We start from the raw sequence: 19,609 nt of genomic DNA, 5'->3' as shown, positions 1-19,609 counted from the left end.
CCCCCCCCCCCCCCGCCCCCCCCCCCCCCCCCCCCCCCCCCCCCCCCCCCCCCGGGCCCCCCCCCCCCCCCCCCCCCCCCCGGGCCCCCCCCCCCCCCCCCCACCCCCCCCCCCCCCCCCGGGCCCCCCCGGCCCCCCCCCCCCCCCCCCCCCGCCCCCGCCCCCCCCCACCCGCCCCCCCCCGGCAGCAGCAATAAAAGATCAGCAGTAGAGACAAGCCATGTTTGCGCCTGCCCGTGAGGTACGAAGTTCGAGGCACGGCGAGGCGCGGTTCACATGAAACGGCAACTATCTTGCATAAGTTCGGGATAAGCACTCAAGCGCTACGCCCGGCGACTGCAACAAGTTACATGGGACCGGAGTAAGAGCTTTGCATGGGACCGGAGTCAGTGCTGAAGCACGAACGCCGGCCGACAGCCAAAGCACTCACACCGGTCGACATAGGAGGCGAAGTGTCAGCGACGCTACGTTTTGACAATATCGGCAAAGTCTTTCCAGGCGTGCGTGCGCTCGACGGTGTGTCCTTCGACGTCAACGTCGGCCAGGTTCACGGCCTGATGGGCGAAAACGGCGCAGGGAAATCGACCCTGTTGAAGATACTCGGCGGTGAATATCAGCCCGATTCGGGCCGCGTGCTGATCGACGGCAACGAGGTGCGCTTTTCGAGCGCGGCGTCGTCGATCGCGGCGGGAATCGCGGTGATTCACCAGGAACTGCAGTACGTGCCCGATCTGACGGTCGCGGAAAACCTGCTGCTCGGCCAGCTGCCGAACTCGCTCGGCTGGGTCAACAAGCGCGAAGCCAAACGCTTCGTGCGCGAACGCCTCGAAGCAATGGGCGTCGCGCTCGATCCGAACGCGAAGCTGCGCAAGCTCTCGATCGCGCAACGGCAGATGGTCGAAATCTGCAAGGCGCTGCTGCGCAACGCACGGGTGATCGCGCTCGACGAGCCGACCAGTTCCCTGTCGCATCGCGAGACAGAGGTGCTGTTCAAGCTGGTGCGCGATCTGCGCGCCGACAACCGGGCGATGATCTACATCTCGCACCGCATGGACGAGATCTACGAGTTGTGCGACGCCTGCACGATCTTCCGCGACGGCCGCAAGATCGCTTCGCATCCGACGCTCGAAGGCGTGTCGCGCGACACCATCGTCAGCGAGATGGTGGGGCGTGAAATTTCGGACATCTACAACTATTCGGCGCGCCCGCTCGGCGAAGTGCGCTTCGCGGCGAAAGCGATCGAAGGCCATGCGCTCGCGCAACCGGCCAGCTTCGAAGTGCGGCGCGGCGAGATCGTCGGCTTCTTCGGACTGGTGGGCGCGGGCCGCAGCGAGCTGATGCATCTGGTCTACGGCGCGGATCACAAGAAGGGCGGCGAACTGCTGCTCGACGGCAAGCCGATCAAGGTGCGCAGCGCGGGCGAAGCGATCAGGCACGGCATCGTGCTGTGTCCGGAAGACCGCAAGGAAGAGGGCATCGTCGCGATGGCGACGGTCTCGGAGAACATCAACATCAGTTGCCGACGTCACTATCTGCGCGCGGGGATGTTCCTCGACCGCAAAAAGGAAGCGGAAACCGCGGACCGTTTCATCAAGCTGCTGAAGATCAAGACGCCGAGCCGCCGCCAGAAGATCCGTTTCCTGTCGGGCGGCAATCAGCAGAAGGCGATTCTGTCGCGCTGGCTCGCCGAGCCCGATCTGAAAGTCGTGATTCTCGACGAGCCGACGCGCGGCATCGACGTCGGCGCGAAGCATGAAATCTACAACGTGATCTATCAGCTGGCCGAACGCGGCTGCGCGATCGTGATGATTTCGTCGGAATTGCCGGAAGTGCTCGGCGTGTCCGACCGCATCGTCGTGATGCGTCAGGGCCGGATTTCCGGCGAACTGGCGCGCCAGGATGCCACGGAGCAATCGGTGTTGAGCCTCGCGCTGCCGCAAAGCTCGACCGCGCTGCCTGAGACGACCGCAGCCGCCGCCCAGCACGCGGCCTGAACCTTATTTGGACGCAAGTCCGGCAACCCGTGGGGATACGGGAGGAGTATTGAACATGCAAGCCAGAGAAAACCTCGCGCAACAGGCCGCCAAAAGCGCCGCCGATGCGCTGATTCCGCAAGCCAACGACAAGGCGAAATGGTGGCAGCAGATCACCGAGTACAGCCTGATCGTGATCTTCGTCGTGATGTTCGTCACGATGTCGCTGACCGTCGATCACTTCTTCTCGATCGAGAACATGCTCGGCCTCGCGCTGTCGATTTCGCAGATCGGCATGGTCGCGTGCACGATGATGTTCTGTCTCGCCTCGCGCGACTTCGACCTCTCCGTGGGCTCGACCGTCGCGTTCGCCGGTGTGTTGTGCGCGATGGTGCTCAACGCCACGGGTAACACGTTTATCGCGATCATCGCGGCGGTCGCGGCGGGCGCGGTGATCGGTTTCGTCAACGGCGCGGTGATCGCGTATCTGCGCATCAACGCGCTGATCACGACGCTCGCGACGATGGAAATCGTCCGCGGCCTCGGCTTCATCGTGTCGCACGGTCAAGCCGTGGGCGTGTCGTCGGAGACATTCATCGAGCTGGGCGGCTTGAGCTTCTTCGGCGTGTCGCTGCCGATCTGGGTCACGCTGCTGTGCTTCATCGTGTTCGGCGTGATGCTCAACCAGACCGTGTACGGCCGCAATACGCTCGCGATCGGCGGCAATCCGGAAGCGTCGCGTCTGGCGGGTATCAATGTCGAACGCACGCGCGTCTACATCTTCCTGATTCAAGGTGCGGTGACCGCGCTGGCCGGTGTGATTCTGGCGTCGCGCATCACGTCGGGTCAGCCGAATGCCGCGGAAGGCTTCGAGCTGAACGTGATCTCGGCGTGCGTGCTGGGCGGCGTGTCGCTGCTCGGTGGGCGCGCGACGATTTCCGGCGTCGTGATCGGCGTGCTGATCATGGGCACCGTCGAGAACGTGATGAACCTGATGAACATCGACGCGTTCTATCAGTACCTCGTGCGTGGCGCGATTCTGCTCGCCGCCGTGCTGCTCGACCAGTTGAAGAATCGCGGCTCGCGCGACTGAACCCGCGACTGAACCCGTCACTTATCCAATCAGCTCTCAAAGGAATCGAACGATGTCGTCTCCGGCCAATGCAAATGCCCGTCTCGCGGACAGCGCGTTCGCGCGCTATCCGAGTCTCGTCGACCGTACGGTGTTGATCACGGGCGGCGCGACCGGTATCGGCGCATCGTTCGTCGAGCATTTCGCGGCGCAAGGCGCACGCGTCGCGTTCTTCGATATCGACGCGAGCGCCGGTGAAGCGCTCGCCGACGAACTCGGCGATTCGAAGCACAAGCCGCTGTTCCTGACGTGCGATCTGACCGACATCGACGCGCTGCAGAAAGCGATCGCCGATGTGAAGGCCTCGCTCGGGCCCATCCAGGTGCTGGTCAACAACGCGGCGAACGACAAGCGCCACACGATCGGCGAAGTGTCGCGCGAGTTTTTCGACGCGGGCATCGCGGTGAATATCCGCCACCAGTTCTTCGCGGCCCAGGCCGTGATGGAAGATATGAAGGCGGCCAACAGCGGCTCGATCATCAACCTCGGCTCGATCAGCTGGATGTTGAAGAACGGTGGCTATCCGGTGTACGTGATGTCGAAGTCGGCGGTGCAGGGTTTGACGCGCGGTCTCGCGCGCGACCTCGGACACTTCAACATTCGCGTCAATACGCTGGTGCCGGGCTGGGTGATGACGGAGAAGCAGAAGCGCTTGTGGCTCGACGACACCGGCCGCCGCCAGATCAAGGAAGGGCAGTGCATCGACGCCGAGCTTGAGCCGTCCGACCTCGCGCGCATGGCGCTGTTCCTTGCCGCCGACGACAGCAAGATGATCACCGCGCAGGACATCGTCGTCGATGGAGGTTGGGCGTGAGCGCTGACATGCCGTCGCACGCCGCTGCGTCGCGCGCGTCGTTGCTGATCGACACGCAATGCACGCTCGGCGAAGCCGCGACGTGGTGCGCGAGAACCGGCCGCTTCTACTGGACCGATATCGAAGGCGCGCGCCTGTGGCGCTACGATCCGCGCGACGGCGGCAGCACGTTCTGGCCGATGCCCGAGCGGCTCGCGACGTTCGCGCTGTGTGCGAATCCCCGCTACCTGCTGCTCGGTCTCGCCACGCATCTGGCGTTTTTCGATCTGACGACGGGCAAGACGCAGCGCATCGTCGACGTGGAGCCCGGCTTGAACACGCGCGTGAACGACGGCCGTTGCGACCGTCAGGGGCGCTTCGTGTTCGGCACGAAAGACGAAAGTGGACTGGCGCAACCGGTCGCCGGCTTTTACCGGCTCAATCACGATCTGTCGCTGGAGCGCCTGCCGTTGCCTGCGCCGGCCATCTCGAACAGCATCGCGTTCAGTCCCGACGGCGCGACGATGTACTACTGTGATTCGAAGGTGCCGGAAATCCGCTCGTGTGACTATCGCGCGGACGGCAGTGTCGCCAACGATCGGCTGTTTGCGCGCGTGACCGACGCGGGCGTGGAGCCGGACGGCTCGACCGTCGATCGCGACGGCGGGCTGTGGAACGCGCAGTGGGCAGGCGCGAGCGTAGTGCGCTACGGTCCCGACGGTGTGGAAACCGAGCGCGTCGACGTGCCGACCGCGCAGCCGAGTTGCGTCGCGCTCGGCGGTCCCGAACTCGACACGCTGTACATGACGAGCGCGCGCGCCGACCTCGACGCCGCCGCGCTTGCGGCCGATACTCGGGCGGGCGGCGTGTTCGTCGCGCCGGTCGAACGGCACGGTTTGCCCGAGCCGGAGTTCCAGGGCGCGCCCGCCTAGCGCAGAATGAGGCAGCACCGTTCGCGGGGCCGCACTGCGGGCACGTCTCGCCATGTTTTTGAAAGTGAACCAGAAGGTAATGTCGCAATTCCAGTGGCAGCAAATCGGCAGCATGCAGTTGGACCCAGAGGCGACCCGTTCCAGAAAGTCGCCCTACAGCATCCGTCAGCAATGACGGCAACGTCCCTCGCCTCTCGATGGAGCCAGATATGACTGTTGCGAATCTTGTTTCCGCTTCCTCACCCGTTTCTTCGCTCGCTTCTTCTTCCGCTTCTTCGTCCGCTTCCGCTTCTACGTCCGCTTCTGCATCGACCTCGCAGAGCCGGCGCTCGCGCCTCGCCGCGGCCGCCAATCCGGTGCTGGCCGGGCCGAGCACGTCGGCGGTGGCGGTCGGCGAAGGCAGCGCCGGCGATGTCGCGTGCATCACGCTCGCCAACGCGCATTTGCGGCTCGACGTCGCGCCGACGCTCGGCGGCGGCGTCACCCGTTTCGACTGGCGCAACGACGGTGCGCTCACGCCGATTTTCCGGCGCTGCCGCCACGTCGGTGCCGACACGCAGCCGAACCAGCTTGCCTGCTATCCGCTGCTGCCGTATTCGAACCGGATCGGCGGCGGGCATTTCAACGTGGCGGGGCGGCGCGTCGAGGTACCGCGCAATCGCGCCGACGAACCGTTGCCGATTCACGGCGACGGCTGGCTCTCGGCGTGGCAGGTGGCGGAGTCGGATCGCGAAAACGTGCGCCTGACGCTCGATCGGCATGACGGCAAGCCGTACGCGTACCGCGCGGCGCAAACCTATACGCTGGACGGCCCGACGCTCGTCGTCACGCTGGAGATCGAAAACGCCGGGCGCGACGCGCTGCCGTTCGGGCTGGGTTTGCATCCGTTCTTCGTGCGCGATGCGGACACCGAGCTGTCGGCGGCGGCCGGCGGTCTGTGGCTCTCCGGTGAAGACTGGCTGCCGATGCGCCATGTGCCGGCGCCGCCCGCGTGGCAATTCGGCGTCGCGTATCCGTTGCCGGAGACCATCGTCAACCATGCTTTTACCGGCTGGAGCGGCCAGGCGGCGGTGGTGTGGCCGAAGCGCCGTCTGTCGTTGAACATCGCCGCCGATACCGATTACTACGTGCTGTACACGCCGCCCGGTGAAGAGTTTTTCTGCTTCGAGCCCGTCGATCATCCGATCAACGCGATGAATCTGGCCGGCGGCGCATCCGAAAACGGCATGACGCTGCTCGCGCGCGGCGAGCGGCTGACGCGGACGTTCCGATTTACCGTCGAACGTACCGGGCTGCGTTCGATGCCCGGCGCGCGCGGGGCGCGGCGGCAGTAAGTCGTGGGGCGGGGCGGCGGGCGACGTTTGGGCGCGGGCCGCCGCGCAGGACAGGTAAAATACCCGCCTCTTCCGATTACCGGCTCGCCGCGAGACCCACCATGTCCCATTTCATCCAGACACTCAACGACGCCTGGCAGCGCACGAACTCGCTGCTGTGCGTCGGCCTCGACCCCGAGCCGAGCAAATTTCCCGGCGCGCTCGCCGGCCGGTCCGATGCGATTTTCGATTTCTGCCGCACGATCGTCGATGCGACCGCGCCGTACGCGTCGTCGTTCAAGCCGCAGATCGCCTACTTCGCCGCGCATCGCGCGGAAGACCAGCTCGGACAACTGATCGCCCACATTCACGCGAACCATCCCGGCCTGCCGGTGATTCTGGACGCGAAGCGCGGCGACATCGGCAGCACCGCCGAACAGTACGCGCTCGAAGCGTTCGAGCGCTACCAGGCGGACGCGGTGACGGTGAATCCGTACATGGGTTTCGACTCGATCCAGCCGTATCTGGAGCACGAAGGCAAGGGCGTGATCGTGCTGTGCCGCACGTCGAATGCGGGCGGCTCCGATCTGCAATTCCTGGAGACGGGCGGCCGTCCGCTGTACCAGGTCGTCGCGCAACTGGCGGCGGACAAGTGGAACGCGAGCGGCCAACTGGCGCTGGTGGTCGGCGCGACGTTCCCGAAGGAAATCGAAGTAGTGCGGGGGATCGTCGGCGATATGCCGTTGCTGATTCCGGGCATCGGCGCGCAAGGCGGCGATGTCGAGGCGACCGTCAACGCCGGGCGCACCGCGAACGGCACGGGCATGCTGATCAACTCGTCGCGCGCGATCATCTACGCGGGCAAGGGCGACGATTTCGCGCAAGCCGCCGCGAAGGCCGCGATGGAAACGCGTGACCGGATCAACGCGTTCCGGTAAGCGCGGGAAGCCGTGGCTGGTGAAGCCGGCGACGCCGGCCACGCAGTAATGGCCGGCTGTTTGAACGGCCCGGGTGCGGGCCGGTTTCAGAAGATCGGTTCGGAACCGTTCAGACCGTTGTGCCTGATGGGAGTTGGACGAGGTTCACAAGACCTGGCCGACCGGCTGGCTAGCCAAGCACCGCGGCTAACCACCGAAAGCTCTGCTCAACGCACCGGTCCCAGCCGCGCAATCAACCCCGCATGCTGTGGATGCTCCGCCTTCAGCGCATCCATATCCGCGATCTCAAACTCGCTGAATTCGAATCCCGGGGCGACCGTGCAACCCACCAGCGCGAACGTCGCCGGATCGGCGCATTCCGCCGCGAACCAGAGGCCCGCCGGCACCACTGCCTGAAACACGGCGTCGCGATGCGTCAGCGCATTGCCCAGCTTATGCGTGACCAGCGTGCCGCTCGCATCGAGCACGTGGACATTCAACGGCTCGCCCGCATAGAAGTGCCAGACTTCGTCGGACCTGATCCGATGCCACGCCGAATGCGCGCCGTCGCAGAGCAGGTAGTAGATCGCGGTCGACGCCGAGCGATTCTGCGTTGAACCGCCGTCGCGAATCACACGCTGCGCCGACCGATACGTCTCGTTAAAAAAACCGCCTTCCGGATGCGGCTTCAGATCGAAGCGGCGGATCAGTTCGTCCCTGCTTGCGTGCGAATCCGGCATCGTTCCCGCCTGTCGAACGAGGGTCAATGTTCGCGCTCGTCGAGCAGCGCGAGCACGCCGCGCAGCGCATGCGCCGCGGCCTGCACGCGGATCTGTTCGCGGTCGCCCTTGAAGATCTTCGTTTCCACCGACGTATGCAGCCGGTTGCTCCAGCCGAACGACACCATGCCGACCGGCTTGGTCTCGGTGCCGCCGCCCGGTCCGGCGACGCCGGTGATCGACAGCGACACCTGCGCGCGGCTGTTGCGCAGCGCGCCCTCGGCCATTGCGCGCGCCACCGGCTCACTGACCGCGCCGTGCTTGTCGATCAGATCGCCGGGCACGCCGATCATCTCGCTCTTCGCCTGATTCGAATACGTGACGAAGCCGCGCTCGAACCAGCCGCTGCTGCCGGAAATGTCGGTAATGGCGGTCGCCACCATGCCGCCCGTGCAGGACTCGGCGGTGACGAGCATCAGGCGTTCGTCGCGCAGACGGTTGCTCACGCGAATCGCGAGCTGGTGAACGACGGAATCGGTAGGCATGGCGTCAATCCGGAAAACGGGAGCCGGCGATCAGGCACGGCAGGCGGCGATTGCCGGGTGGCGGTTACACCGACATGCGCCAGAGCGCAATCACGAGCAACGTGAAAAAAGCGGCGACCAGGTCATCGAACATGATGCCAAAGCCGCCTTTCAGACGGCGGTCGAAATAACTGATGGGCGGCGGCTTCACCATGTCGAAGAAGCGGAACACGATGAATGCCCACAGCTGGCCGGTCAGCGTGGCCGGCGTGACCATCAGCAGCACCAGCCAGAAGGCGATGATTTCATCCCACACGACCGGCGACGGATCGTCGATGCCGAGCCGCCTGGCGGTAAAACCGCAAATCGCAATGCCGCCGATGAAGCCTACGCCGATCAGCACGCCCCACTCGATCACGGTCAGATAGCGGCTCAGCACGGCGAACGACGCCCACGCGAACAGCGTGCCGATCGTGCCCGGCGCCACCGGCGACAAGCCGCTGCCGAACCCCAGCGAGAGCAGGTGCAACGGATGCGAGAGCATGAAACGCGCGGTGGCGCGGCGCGGCTGAGGCCGTGGCGCACGAGGTTGCGGCGTCTGGGGCGGCTCGCCGCCGATGAGATCGTCGGCGGGGCGGAGCGGGGGGTCAGTCTGCATGGAAGTGATCGAAGCCTTGCAACGTCAGGGTGAGTGGCGCGCCGGCGGCATCGCGCCAGTCGATGGCGGGGCGGTCGTCTGCCGCCGGGAGTGCGCTTATTGTACCGACGCGGGTGACCGGTACGGCCGCCCCGCGTCCGGCCGCTTCGACCGCGGCGCGCGCCGTGGCCGGTGCGGTGAAGCACAGTTCGTAGTCGTCGCCGCCGGCGAGTGTGCAGCGTCGTTGAATGTCGGGCGCGAGGCGGCGCAGCGCGGCGGAGCGCGGCACGGCGTCGGCATCGACCGTGGCGTGCATGCGCGAGCGTTCGAGGATGTGCAGCAGATCGCCCGCGAGGCCGTCCGACAGGTCCAACGCCGCATGCGCGATGCCGCGCAGCGCCAGCCCGAGCGGTACGCGCGGCTCCGGCCGTTCGAGGGCGCGACGAAACGTCGCAGTGTCGTCGGCATCGGCCGACCACTCGCCACGTAGCACGCCGAGGCCGGCGCGCGCGTCGCCGAGGGTGCCGGAAATCCAGATGTCGTCGCCCGGCTGGGCGGCGTCGCGACGCAGCGCCGCTCGCGGCGGCACGCTGCCGAACACGGTCACGCACAGATTCAGCGGGCCGCCCGTCGTGTCGCCGCCGATCAGTTCGCAGCCGTAGCGCCCCGCCAGCGCGAATAGTCCTTCGCTGAATGCGGCGAGCCAGGCTTCGTCCGCTTTCGGCAACGAGAACGCCAGCGTGAACGCCTGCGGCTGCGCGCCCATCGCGGCGAGGTCCGACAGATTCACCGCGAGTGTCTTGTGACCGAGCGCTTCGGGATCGACATCGGCGAGGAAGTGGCGGCCTTCTACCAGCATATCCGTCGATATCGCCAGCATTTCGCCCGCGCGCGGCGCGAGCAGGGCGCAGTCGTCGCCGATGCCGAGCGCGCCGGCGGCGGCGTCGGACGGTCGAGCGGCGGCGGCCCGGCGGGCAAAGAAACGGTCGATCAGCGAAAACTCGGAGAGCATGTTGGCCAATGGTGAACGGGATAAGTGCCGCGAACTGCGGCTAACGGCGCGCATTGTACGAAGCTGCTACGCGATCGGCGCCGGATTCCCCGGCCGCACCGCTTCGGGTCGCTCTTGGGCGGCGCATGGCGGCCCGCCCGTTCGCGCCGTTTAAGTCGCGGCAGTTGTACCCGTATTGAAGGAATCGCGTAGGCAATTGGGGCTACAATGCCGTCGAACGTCTATTCTAATCCGCACTTCGAAGCCCGCCTTATGTCGAATCCCGTCAATAGCAAACTCCGCGAAGCCGCACTCGATTACCACGAGTTCCCGACCCCCGGGAAGATCGCCATCGCCCCGACCAAGCAGATGATCAACCAGCGCGACCTCGCGCTGGCGTATTCGCCTGGCGTCGCGTTCGCGTGCGAGGAAATCGTCGAAAACCCGCTGAACGCCGCGCGTTTCACCGCGCGCAGCAACCTGGTCGGCGTCGTCACGAACGGTACCGCGGTGCTGGGTCTGGGCAACATCGGGCCGCTCGCGTCGAAGCCGGTCATGGAAGGCAAGGCCGTTCTGTTCAAGAAGTTCGCCGGCATCGACGTGTTCGATATCGAGCTGAACGAGTCGGACCCGCACAAGCTGGTCGACGTGATCGCCGCGCTGGAGCCGACTTTCGGCGGCATCAACCTGGAAGACATCAAGGCGCCGGACTGCTTCATCGTCGAGCGCGAGTGCCGCAAGCGCATGAAGATTCCGGTCTTCCACGACGACCAGCACGGCACCGCGATCGTCGTCGCGGCGGCCATCACCAACGGTCTGAAGGTGGTCGGCAAGGACATCAAGAACGTCAAGCTGGTGTCCTCCGGCGCGGGCGCGGCTGCGCTGGCCTGTCTGGATCTGCTGGTCGACATCGGCCTGCCGCTCGAAAACATTACCGTGACCGACCTGGCCGGTGTGGTCTACAAGGGTCGCGTCGAACTGATGGACCCGGACAAGGAGCGCTTTGCGCGTGAAACCGACGCCCGCACGCTCGCCGAAGCGATCGGCGGCGCGGACGTGTTCCTCGGCCTGTCGGCCGGCGGCGTGCTCAAGCAGGACATGGTCAAGCAGATGGCCGACAAGCCGCTGATTCTGGCGCTGGCCAATCCGACACCGGAAATCCTGCCGGAACTGGCACTCGAAGTGCGCCCGGACGCCGTGCTGTGCACGGGCCGCACCGATTACCCGAACCAGGTGAACAACGTGCTGGTGTTCCCGTTCCTGTTCCGCGGCGCACTGGATGCCGGCGCGACGACAGTCACGCGGGAAATGGAAATTGCCGCGGTCAACGCGATCGCCGAACTGGCGCGCCAGGAGCAGAGCGACATCGTCGCGACGGCCTATGGCATTCAGGATCTGTCGTTCGGCCCGGAATATCTGATTCCGAAGCCGTTCGACCCGCGTCTGATCGTCAAGGTCGCGCCGGCGGTGGCGAAGGCTGCGATGGATTGCGGCGTCGCCGAGCGTCCGATCGAGGACATGGATGCGTACGAACAGCATCTGCAGCAGTTCGTGTATCACAGCGGCACGACCATGAAGCCGATTTTCCAGCTCGCGCGCAGCGTCGAGCCGGAGAAGAAGCGCATCGTGTTCGCGGAAGGCGAAGAAGAGCGCGTGCTGCGCGCGATGCAGATCATCGTCGACGAAAAGCTGGCAAAGCCGATTCTGATCGGCCGTCCGGCGGTGATCGAGCAGCGCATTGCGCGTTACGGTCTGCGCCTCGTCGCGGGTCAGGACTACACGGTCGTGAACACCGATCATGACGAGCGTTACCGCGATTTCTGGCAGGAATACGCGAAGATGATGTCGCGCAAGGGCATCACGCCGCAAATGGCGAAGCTCGAGATGCGTCGCCGCACCACGCTGATCGGCGCGATGCTGGTGAAAAAGGGCGAAGCGGACGGGATGATCTGTGGCACCGTCAGCACGACGCACCGGCATCTGCACTTCATCGATCAGGTGATCGGCAAGAAGGCAGGCGCCAAGGTCTACGCGGCGATGAACGCGCTCGTGTTGCCGAATCGCCAGATTTTCCTGGTCGATACGCATGTGAACGTCGATCCGACGCCGGAGCAGCTCGCCGAAATCACGATCATGGCCGCCGACGAAGTACGCCGTTTCGGTATCGAGCCGAAGGTCGCACTGGTCTCGCACTCGAACTTCGGTTCGAGCAACGCGCCGACCGCGCAGAAGATGCGCGACACGCTGGAAATCCTGCGGGAACGCGCGCCGGAACTGCAGGTGGATGGCGAGATGCACGGCGACGTCGCGCTCGACGCGAATCTGCGCCGCGAAGTGCTGCCCGATTCGACGCTCGAAGGTGACGCGAACCTGCTGGTGCTGCCGAACATCGACGCGGCCAACATCTCGTACAACCTGCTGAAGACGGCGGCCGGCAACAACATCGCGATTGGCCCGATGCTGTTGGGCGCGGCCCAGCCGGTGCACGTGCTGACGCCGTCGGCGACGGTGCGCCGGATCGTCAATATGACGGCGCTGCTGGTGGCGGACGTGATCGCTGCCCGCTGATCCGTTCGGCTGATGCATGGCGCCGGATGGTCGGGTGCCATGCAAAAAAACGGCGTGCCCGCAATGGGCACGCCTCAGGGCAAGCAGGGGATTGCCACCCAAAAAACGGCAATGAGCACATTCCACCTTCACAACGACTGCCGGCGCCGCAGCGCTCGCCACGGCATGAAGGCGCATCTAGGCGACCTGCTGATTAGCCCGAATTTCCCTTCAATTTGCACAGTCAGGCTAAGTTTAGTCCGATTGGGCTAAACACTCTGTCAAAAATCGTCAAAGGCCCGACTGCGGCCTTTTCCACACGATCGAGAACGCTTAGGCTACCCGTCGAACGTTGATTCCAAAGGCCATTAGCGATACCCTTACGACTTTCATGGTCGTCAAACTCGTGATCTAACAGCGGGAAACCCTGATACATGGCACGCAAGTGGCTGCGCATCAAAAGCGTGCTGACCGTTGTTCTTACGCTGTGCGCGTTATCTGGCTCCGTGCCTGGCGCGTTTGCACGCGACTACACGGCGCCCGCCGATGCGAACGCACAAGGGGGGGGTACGGTCGCGCTGGCGCAGTTGCCGCGCGAAGCGGTCAATACATTGAACTTGATTGCCGCGGGCGGGCCTTACCCGTATGAGAAGGACGGCATCGTATTCGGCAATCGCGAAAGGTTGCTGCCGGCCCATCGGCGCGGCTATTACCACGAATACACCGTCCCCACGCCTCGCGCGCGTAATCGCGGGGCGCTTCGCATCGTCTGCGGTGGTCCGCTACAGCGAACCGATAATTGTTACTACTCGGACGACCACTACACCAGTTTTAATCGTATTGTTGAATGACATCGGGATGAACGGTATGAGCGACAACGTCTACGCGCACGACACCGGAGTCGCGACGGATCTTTTCGCGGCCGGCGACGGCAATTTGTTCCAACGCGTCATGAAGATGCGCGCCGGCGATCAGGGCCGCGACAACCAGGGCGAAGCAGGCGCCGTGGTTTCATCGAACGAGGAGCCCATGAGTCTTTTCAAGACCGTGCGACCGAACATCGTGCAGTCGATCCGCGCGTTCCGCGTGCAGGATCTCGCCGACGAGGCCGGCCAACTCGGTCAGCACTTTCTGTACGCGTATTGCGCCAACGCGCTGTCCAAGCAGGAAGTGCTCGAGACCATCGCCACCTCGTTCCTGTTCCCGAAGCATTTTGGCAAGAACTACGACGCGCTCTACGATTGCCTGACCGACCTCGTCCATAAGGCCGGCGCGCAGCCGGGCTTTGTGATCGTGCTCGAACAGTTGCCGGTCGCGCAGAAGTTCGACAAGGAAGGGCGCGAGACCCTACTGGACGTGTTCCGTGAGGCGGCCGAATTCTGGGCCGAGCGCAAGGTGGCGTTCCGCGTGTTTTACTCGTTCGCCTGAATTTTGCCTGACTGGGCATTACGAGTCGCGGTAGACGCCGCAGTGAGAAAGAGCAAAAGGCCCGCCAATCGGCGGGCCTTTTGCTTTTGGCGGGGCTTGCTTGCGCCTACGCGTGGCTGTTGTGCAACTGCTTACCAACCACCCCAGCGAGCCGCCAGCGCGGAAAGCACCGCTATCCCCGCGGTCTCGGTGCGCAGTACGCGTGGTCCGAGGCCGACGGCGGTAAATCCGTGCTCGGTGGCCGCTGCTTCTTCGGCAGCGGAAAAACCGCCTTCGGGGCCGACCAGCACGGTCACGCGGCCGGTCGGAGGTGTGGCCGGCAGCGCCGAAAAACTGATGCTGGCGCGCGGCGATAGCAGAATGCGCAATTCGCCTTCGCCGGGTTCGCGGGACAGCGCGCCCAGCCAGGTGGCGATCTCGCGCACCGGCATGACTTCCGGCAGGCGGTTGCGCCCGCATTGTTCGCACGACGCGCGCACGATGCCTTGCCAATGCGCATGCCGGCGCTGTGCCCGCTCGCCGGAAAGCCGCACGACACTGCGTGTGGTGGTCAGCGGCATGAAGCACGAAGCGCCGAGTTCGACCGCCTTTTCGATCAGCCAGTCCATCTTGTCGCCACTGGCAATGCCTTGCGCGAGCGTGAGGTGATAGGGCGCCTCGACCTCGATCGGGCGGAACTCGTGAATTCTGACTTTGGCCGAGCGGCGTTCTATCTCGACGAGCTCGGCGCTGTACTCGCCGCCCTCGCCGTTGAAAAGCACGATCGAATCACCGGGCTGCAAACGCAGCACCAGAACATGGCGCACGACGTCATCGGGAAGCGGCATGATGTCGTCGGGGTTTAGCGCCGTACCGACGAAAAAGCGGGGCATCAAAAAAATACTCATTAGCTCAGGAAAGGTGGCGAGCGAGCGCCCAGCGGTAGCCGTCCAGATCTTCGACCTGAGCGAACCGGTCGCCCCAGAATTGATCTTGCGGCTCGCTCAGCGATTTTGCACCGGCAGCCAGTGCCCGCGCATAAACCGCGTCGACATCGTCGACATAGACATAGAACGATTGCGGGGCGATTGCGCCCGCGCTTTTGGGTGTTTTCGCAGCCGAGCCGAACGCGCCTTCCGGCGCGAACATCACGATCAACTGGCCTTGATAGGTCATTTCGACGTGCATGACGACACCGTCGTCCTGAACACTGTCGCGAACTTCGAAGCCGAATGCCGCAGAGAAAAACGCAGTCGCGGCACGCGCGTCGCGTACCGTCAGATAGGGGGTCAACCAGGGCACACCGGCTGGGCGGGGGGCGGTCATGGACTTCTCCGGATCTTGAAGGTTTGCGGGACGCATGCTGCGGATTCAGGCGGGTGCACCTAACGATGTATCGAGACGCGATCCGACCCAACCGGGCATTGTGCCCACACGTTAGCTTAATGGCTTTAAGAATTGGCCTAGTTTATCGCGCACAGAGCGGGACGCCGAGAAGAGTCCCGCATGCATGGACGGATCGTAGTGTTTCAGCGATCCGATACGGCGAGCGGCGACGCGCTCCGTCAGCGTGTCGGCGGCGAGTTCGGCGGGATCGAGCGTGTCGCTGGCGGTCGCCATCATCCACAGCGAGCCGTAGAGCGGGACGAAGGTGTTCATCGTGCGGACGGCGCTGAAGGCGGCGCGCAGATCGTCGAGCAGGCCGGCGATGCGTCGAGCGTGGAAATAGGGCGAGCCGAGATGGAGCGAGAGTGCGGCGGGCGTACGCATCGTCCGCTTGAGTTGCGCGTAGAAGGCGGGCGTGTACAGGCCGGCGGCGGGCGAATCCGGCGGCGTCAGATCGAACACGACCAGGTCGAACTGCGCCGACGCCGCCGCCGCGACATACCGCGCGGCGTCGCCGACCACCAGTTCGACACGCGGATCGTCGAGTGCGCCGCCGTGCACCTCGGGCAAATGCTCGCGGCTCAGACGGACCACTTCCGCATCCAGCTCCGCCACCACGATGCGTTCGATGTCCGGATGCGCCAGCAACTGCCGCGCGGCGCCGCCGTCGCCGCCGCCCAGCACCAGCGCCGCGCGCGGCGCCGGATGCGCGAGCGCGATCGGATGCGTCATGCACTCGTGGTAGATGAACTCGTCGCCGGTGGACGTCATCGGGCGACCGTCGAGCGTGAAAAGCCGGCCGAGCTGCGGCGTGTCCCACACCTCGATGCGCTGATAGGGCGAATCGACGCGCGCGACGAGCCGCGCATGCGGAAATCCGTAGACGGCGTCGGGACTCGGTTGGAACAGCAGCGGAGCGCTCACGAATGTCGGGGCTCCAGCGGGAGCGCAGTGGGTCGGGTTGTCCGATTGTAAAGCGCGAAGCGCGCCGAGAGCCCGGTATGTGCGGTGAAACTCACAGCCAGGCGGCTTTCCGGGCCGGAGGCGGGGCAACGTTCTGTTAGAATGTCTCGCTTTCAGCCTTGTCCGTTTGCTCTGCCCGTTTCGCGCTCCTGGCGCCGCATCGTGCGCCGAAGCGAACTGGCATTCGAGCTCCCGGTCCTCAAGCGCGCACCGCTTTCTGACTCTGTCTCCGGACTCGACATGACGACCTCGTCTCCCGCACCCACCTCTTTGATGGCCAACGCAATCCGCGCGTTGTCCATGGACGCCGTTCAAAAAGCGAATTCCGGTCACCCGGGCATGCCGATGGGCATGGCCGAAATCGGCGTGGCTTTGTGGTCGCGTCATCTGCGTCACAACCCGAAGAATCCGCAGTGGGCTGACCGCGACCGTTTCGTGCTGTCGAACGGCCACGGCTCGATGTTGCTGTACTCGCTGCTGCACCTGACCGGCTACGATCTGCCGATGGAAGAGCTGAAGAACTTCCGCCAGATGCATTCGAAGACGCCGGGCCACCCGGAATACGGCATCACGCCGGGCGTTGAAACCACCACCGGCCCGCTCGGCCAGGGTCTCGCGAACGCGGTCGGCATGGCGCTCGCCGAGTCGCTGCTCGCCACCGAATTCAACAAGCCCGACGCGAAGATCGTCGATCACCACACGTATGTGTTCGTCGGCGACGGCTGCCTGATGGAAGGCATCTCGCACGAAGCGTGTTCGCTGGCCGGCGTGCTGAAGCTGAACAAGCTGATCGCGTTCTACGACGACAACGGCATCTCGATCGACGGCGAAGTGGTGCATTGGTTCCACGACGACACGCCCAAGCGCTTCGCAGCGTACGGCTGGAACGTGATCCCGAACGTGGTCGGCCACGACGTCGACGCAGTGGACGCCGCGATCAAGCAGGCCAAGCTGTCCGACAAGCCGACGCTGATCTGCTGCAAGACCGTGATCGGCGAAGGCTCGCCGAACAAGGCCGGCAGCCATGATTCGCACGGCTCGGCGCTCGGCGACAAGGAAGTCGCGGCCACGCGTGAAGCGATCGGCTGGAAGTGGGAGCCGTTCGTGATTCCGCAGGAAGTCTACGCGGCGTGGGATGCGAAGGAAGCCGGCGCGCACGTCGAAGGCGAATGGGACAAGGCATTTGCGGCCTACGCGGCCAAATACCCGCAGGAAGCGGCCGAATTCAAGCGCCGTGACGCGAAGCAACTGCCGGCGGACTGGAAAGAAAAAGCGAAGGCGATCATCGCCGGCGCGAACGAGCGCGCGGAAACCATCGCGACGCGTAAGGCATCGCAGCAGGCCATCGAAGGTTTGTCGGTCGTGCTGCCCGAACTGCTCGGCGGTTCCGCCGACCTGACCGGCTCGAACCTGACCAACTGGAAGGCCGCGAAGCCGGTGCGCGTGAATGCGGAAGGCAAGGCTGCCGGCAACTACGTGAACTACGGCGTGCGCGAATTCGGCATGAGCGCCGCGATCAACGGCGTTGCGCTGCATGGCGGCTTCAAGGCGTTCGGCGGCACGTTCCTGACGTTCTCGGACTACAGCCGCAACGCGCTGCGCGTTGCCGCGCTGATGAAAGCGCCGTCCATTTTCGTGTTCACGCACGACTCGATCGGTCTGGGCGAAGACGGCCCGACCCACCAGTCGATCGAACACGTCGCGAGCCTGCGCCTGATTCCGAACCTGCAAGTGTGGCGCCCGGCCGACACCGTCGAAACGGCGGTGGCCTGGACCCACGCGGTCGAACATCACGGCCCGTCGTGCCTGATCTTCAGCCGTCAGAACCTGGCGTTCTCGGAACGCACGGACGCGCAGATCGCCAACATCGAGAAGGGCGGCTACGTGCTGCGCGACTGGAACGACGAGATCGTCGCGCGCAAGATCATCCTGATCGCCACCGGCTCGGAAGTCGAGCTGGCGCTGAACGCAATCGAGCCGCTGGCACGCGAAGGCATCGCGGCGCGTGTCGTGTCGATGCCGTCGACCACGGTGTTCGACAAGCAGGACGCCGAGTACCGCGAGCGCGTGCTGCCGCACGGCGTGCGCCGCGTCGCGGTCGAAGCGGGCGTGACGGATTTCTGGCGCAAGTACGTGGGTCTGGAAGGCGGCGTGGTCGGGATCGACACGTTCGGCGAATCGGCCCCGGCTGGCGTGCTGTTCAAGCATTTTGGCTTCACCGTCGAGCACGTGGTAGAGACGGCTAAAGCCGCACTCGGCTGATATGGAGCAGGCGTTGCCGCATGGCGTGCGAACGTGCGGCAACGCAGCCTGTCAGACGAACGAGACGTATTTTTTCAGCCATCAGGAGATAGACCATGACGATTCGCGTCGCAATCAACGGCTACGGCCGGATCGGCCGCAATACCCTGCGCGCCTTCTATGAAAACGGCAAGAAGCACGATATCGAAATCGTCGCCATCAATGATCTCGGCGATGCCAAGACCAACGCTCACCTGACGCAATACGACACGGCGCACGGCAAGTTTCCGGGCGAAGTATCGGTGGACGGCGACTACCTGGTCGTCAACGGCGACAAGATCCGCGTGCTGGCCAACCGCAACCCGGCCGAACTGCCGTGGGGCGAGCTGAACGTCGATGTCGTGATGGAATGCACGGGCTTTTTCACGACCAAGGAAAAGGCTAGCGCGCACATCAAGGGCGGCGCAAAGAAGGTCATCATCTCGGCGCCGGGCGGCAAGGACGTCGACGCAACGATCGTCTACGGCGTGAACCACAACGTGCTGAAGGCATCGGACACGGTGATCTCGAACGCATCGTGCACGACGAACTGCCTGGCACCGCTCGTCAAGCCGCTGAACGACAAGATCGGCCTCGTGAACGGCCTGATGACGACGATCCACGCCTACACGAACGACCAGGTTCTGACCGACGTGTACCACGAAGACCTGCGCCGCGCTCGCTCGGCGACGCACAGCCAGATCCCGACCAAGACCGGCGCGGCTTCGGCGGTCGGTCTCGTGCTGCCGGAACTGAACGGCAAGCTGGACGGCTACGCGATTCGTGTCCCGACGATCAACGTGTCGGTCGTCGATCTGTCGTTCATCGCCGCGCGCGACACGACGGTCGAAGAAGTCAACGCGATCATGAAGGAAGCCTCGGAAGGCGCGCTGAAGGGCATCCTCGGCTACAACGATGCACCGCTCGTGTCGATCGACTTCAACCACAACCCGGCTTCGTCGACGTTCGACTCGACGCTGACCAAGGTGTCGGGCCGTCTGGTGAAGGTGTCGAGCTGGTACGACAACGAGTGGGGTTTCTCGAACCGCATGCTGGACACGGCTGTGGCGCTCGCCAACGCGAAGTAAGTTATCG

General features: G+C 64.7%; 19 protein-coding genes. 12 read left to right on the top strand and 7 right to left on the bottom strand.

The window, feature by feature from the left end:
* The 7 genes from PQQ53_RS29980 to pyrF form a co-directional block, all read left to right on the top strand.
* A partial coding sequence (locus PQQ53_RS29980) for a hypothetical protein (protein WP_408328211.1) occupies positions 1-197 on the top strand: 197 nt, incomplete at its 5' end.
* Between the two features lie 255 nt (positions 198-452).
* A complete protein-coding gene (gene araG, locus PQQ53_RS29975; RefSeq protein ID WP_408147739.1) occupies positions 453-1,994 on the top strand; it encodes an L-arabinose ABC transporter ATP-binding protein AraG in 1,542 nt (513 codons plus the stop codon).
* Between the two features lie 55 nt (positions 1,995-2,049).
* Positions 2,050-3,066 (top strand): L-arabinose ABC transporter permease AraH, encoded by a 1,017-nt coding sequence (gene araH / locus PQQ53_RS29970; protein ID WP_408147741.1) that lies wholly within the window; start codon positions 2,050-2,052, stop codon positions 3,064-3,066.
* Between the two features lie 52 nt (positions 3,067-3,118).
* Entirely contained in the window at positions 3,119-3,919 is an 801-nt protein-coding gene (locus PQQ53_RS29965) for an SDR family NAD(P)-dependent oxidoreductase (protein WP_408156455.1), read from the top strand.
* An 8-nt stretch (positions 3,920-3,927) separates the two neighbouring features.
* Positions 3,928-4,830 carry an SMP-30/gluconolactonase/LRE family protein gene (locus PQQ53_RS29960; protein ID WP_408147884.1) on the top strand — a complete coding sequence of 301 codons (903 nt, stop codon included), beginning with the start codon at positions 3,928-3,930 and terminating at the stop codon, positions 4,828-4,830.
* Positions 4,831-5,039: 209 nt separating this feature from the next.
* Complete coding sequence (locus PQQ53_RS29955) at positions 5,040-6,164, top strand: aldose 1-epimerase (protein ID WP_408328208.1); 1,125 nt, start codon at positions 5,040-5,042, stop codon at positions 6,162-6,164.
* 101 nt (positions 6,165-6,265) lie between these two features.
* Positions 6,266-7,081 carry an orotidine-5'-phosphate decarboxylase gene (pyrF, locus tag PQQ53_RS29950; RefSeq protein WP_408328205.1) on the top strand — a complete coding sequence of 272 codons (816 nt, stop codon included), beginning with the start codon at positions 6,266-6,268 and terminating at the stop codon, positions 7,079-7,081.
* 206 nt (positions 7,082-7,287) lie between these two features.
* On the opposite strand, the gene PQQ53_RS29945 is transcribed toward pyrF, so the two are convergent.
* The 4 genes from PQQ53_RS29945 to thiL form a co-directional block, all read right to left on the bottom strand.
* Positions 7,288-7,800, bottom strand: a complete 513-nt coding sequence (locus tag PQQ53_RS29945; RefSeq protein WP_408156457.1) for a cupin domain-containing protein — start codon at positions 7,798-7,800, stop codon at positions 7,288-7,290.
* A gap of 23 nt (positions 7,801-7,823) precedes the next feature.
* A complete protein-coding gene (locus tag PQQ53_RS29940) occupies positions 7,824-8,324 on the bottom strand; it encodes a CinA family protein (RefSeq protein ID WP_408147751.1) in 501 nt (166 codons plus the stop codon).
* 64 nt (positions 8,325-8,388) lie between these two features.
* The gene (locus tag PQQ53_RS29935; RefSeq protein ID WP_408147753.1) at positions 8,389-8,961 is read right to left on the bottom strand and encodes a phosphatidylglycerophosphatase A family protein; all 573 of its coding nucleotides are present in this window, start codon (positions 8,959-8,961) and stop codon (positions 8,389-8,391) included.
* Positions 8,951-9,952, bottom strand: coding sequence for a thiamine-phosphate kinase (gene thiL / locus PQQ53_RS29930; protein WP_408147755.1), 1,002 nt, complete (start codon positions 9,950-9,952; stop codon positions 8,951-8,953). Before thiL ends, PQQ53_RS29935 begins: the two co-directional genes overlap by 11 nt.
* Positions 9,953-10,159: 207 nt before the next feature.
* Here thiL and PQQ53_RS29925 point away from each other — a divergent pair, with 207 nt between their 5' ends.
* The 3 genes from PQQ53_RS29925 to PQQ53_RS29915 all read left to right on the top strand — a co-directional run bounded on the left by PQQ53_RS29925 (position 10,160) and on the right by PQQ53_RS29915 (position 13,906).
* A complete protein-coding gene (locus tag PQQ53_RS29925; protein WP_408147757.1) occupies positions 10,160-12,499 on the top strand; it encodes an NADP-dependent malic enzyme in 2,340 nt (779 codons plus the stop codon).
* A 413-nt stretch (positions 12,500-12,912) separates the two neighbouring features.
* Positions 12,913-13,329, top strand: coding sequence for a ribonuclease (locus PQQ53_RS29920; protein ID WP_408328201.1), 417 nt, complete (start codon positions 12,913-12,915; stop codon positions 13,327-13,329).
* Positions 13,330-13,345: 16 nt separating this feature from the next.
* The gene (locus PQQ53_RS29915) at positions 13,346-13,906 is read left to right on the top strand and encodes a barstar family protein (protein ID WP_408147760.1); all 561 of its coding nucleotides are present in this window, start codon (positions 13,346-13,348) and stop codon (positions 13,904-13,906) included.
* 131 nt (positions 13,907-14,037) lie between these two features.
* On the opposite strand, the gene PQQ53_RS29910 is transcribed toward PQQ53_RS29915, so the two are convergent.
* The 3 genes from PQQ53_RS29910 to speE all read right to left on the bottom strand — a co-directional run bounded on the left by PQQ53_RS29910 (position 14,038) and on the right by speE (position 16,195).
* Positions 14,038-14,778, bottom strand: a complete 741-nt coding sequence (locus PQQ53_RS29910; protein WP_408147762.1) for a 16S rRNA (uracil(1498)-N(3))-methyltransferase — start codon at positions 14,776-14,778, stop codon at positions 14,038-14,040.
* Positions 14,779-14,797: 19 nt separating this feature from the next.
* Complete coding sequence (locus PQQ53_RS29905; protein ID WP_121315707.1) at positions 14,798-15,211, bottom strand: VOC family protein; 414 nt, start codon at positions 15,209-15,211, stop codon at positions 14,798-14,800.
* Positions 15,212-15,322: 111 nt separating this feature from the next.
* Positions 15,323-16,195 (bottom strand): polyamine aminopropyltransferase, encoded by an 873-nt coding sequence (gene speE, locus PQQ53_RS29900; RefSeq protein ID WP_408147764.1) that lies wholly within the window; start codon positions 16,193-16,195, stop codon positions 15,323-15,325.
* A gap of 279 nt (positions 16,196-16,474) precedes the next feature.
* Here speE and tkt point away from each other — a divergent pair, with 279 nt between their 5' ends.
* Positions 16,475-18,496: a transketolase gene (tkt, locus tag PQQ53_RS29895; protein ID WP_408156462.1), complete on the top strand. Its 2,022-nt coding sequence runs from the start codon at positions 16,475-16,477 to the stop codon at positions 18,494-18,496.
* 95 nt (positions 18,497-18,591) lie between these two features.
* Positions 18,592-19,602 carry a type I glyceraldehyde-3-phosphate dehydrogenase gene (gene gap / locus PQQ53_RS29890; protein ID WP_408147768.1) on the top strand — a complete coding sequence of 337 codons (1,011 nt, stop codon included), beginning with the start codon at positions 18,592-18,594 and terminating at the stop codon, positions 19,600-19,602.
* Positions 19,603-19,609 lie beyond the last annotated feature (7 nt).

Origin of the sequence: Paraburkholderia strydomiana, from assembly GCF_046030495.1 — a bacterium.
Lineage (GTDB): Bacteria > Pseudomonadota > Gammaproteobacteria > Burkholderiales > Burkholderiaceae > Paraburkholderia > Paraburkholderia strydomiana_A.
The sequence above is the reverse complement of the archived record's forward strand: the minus strand, read 5'-3'. Positions and strand labels throughout refer to the sequence as shown.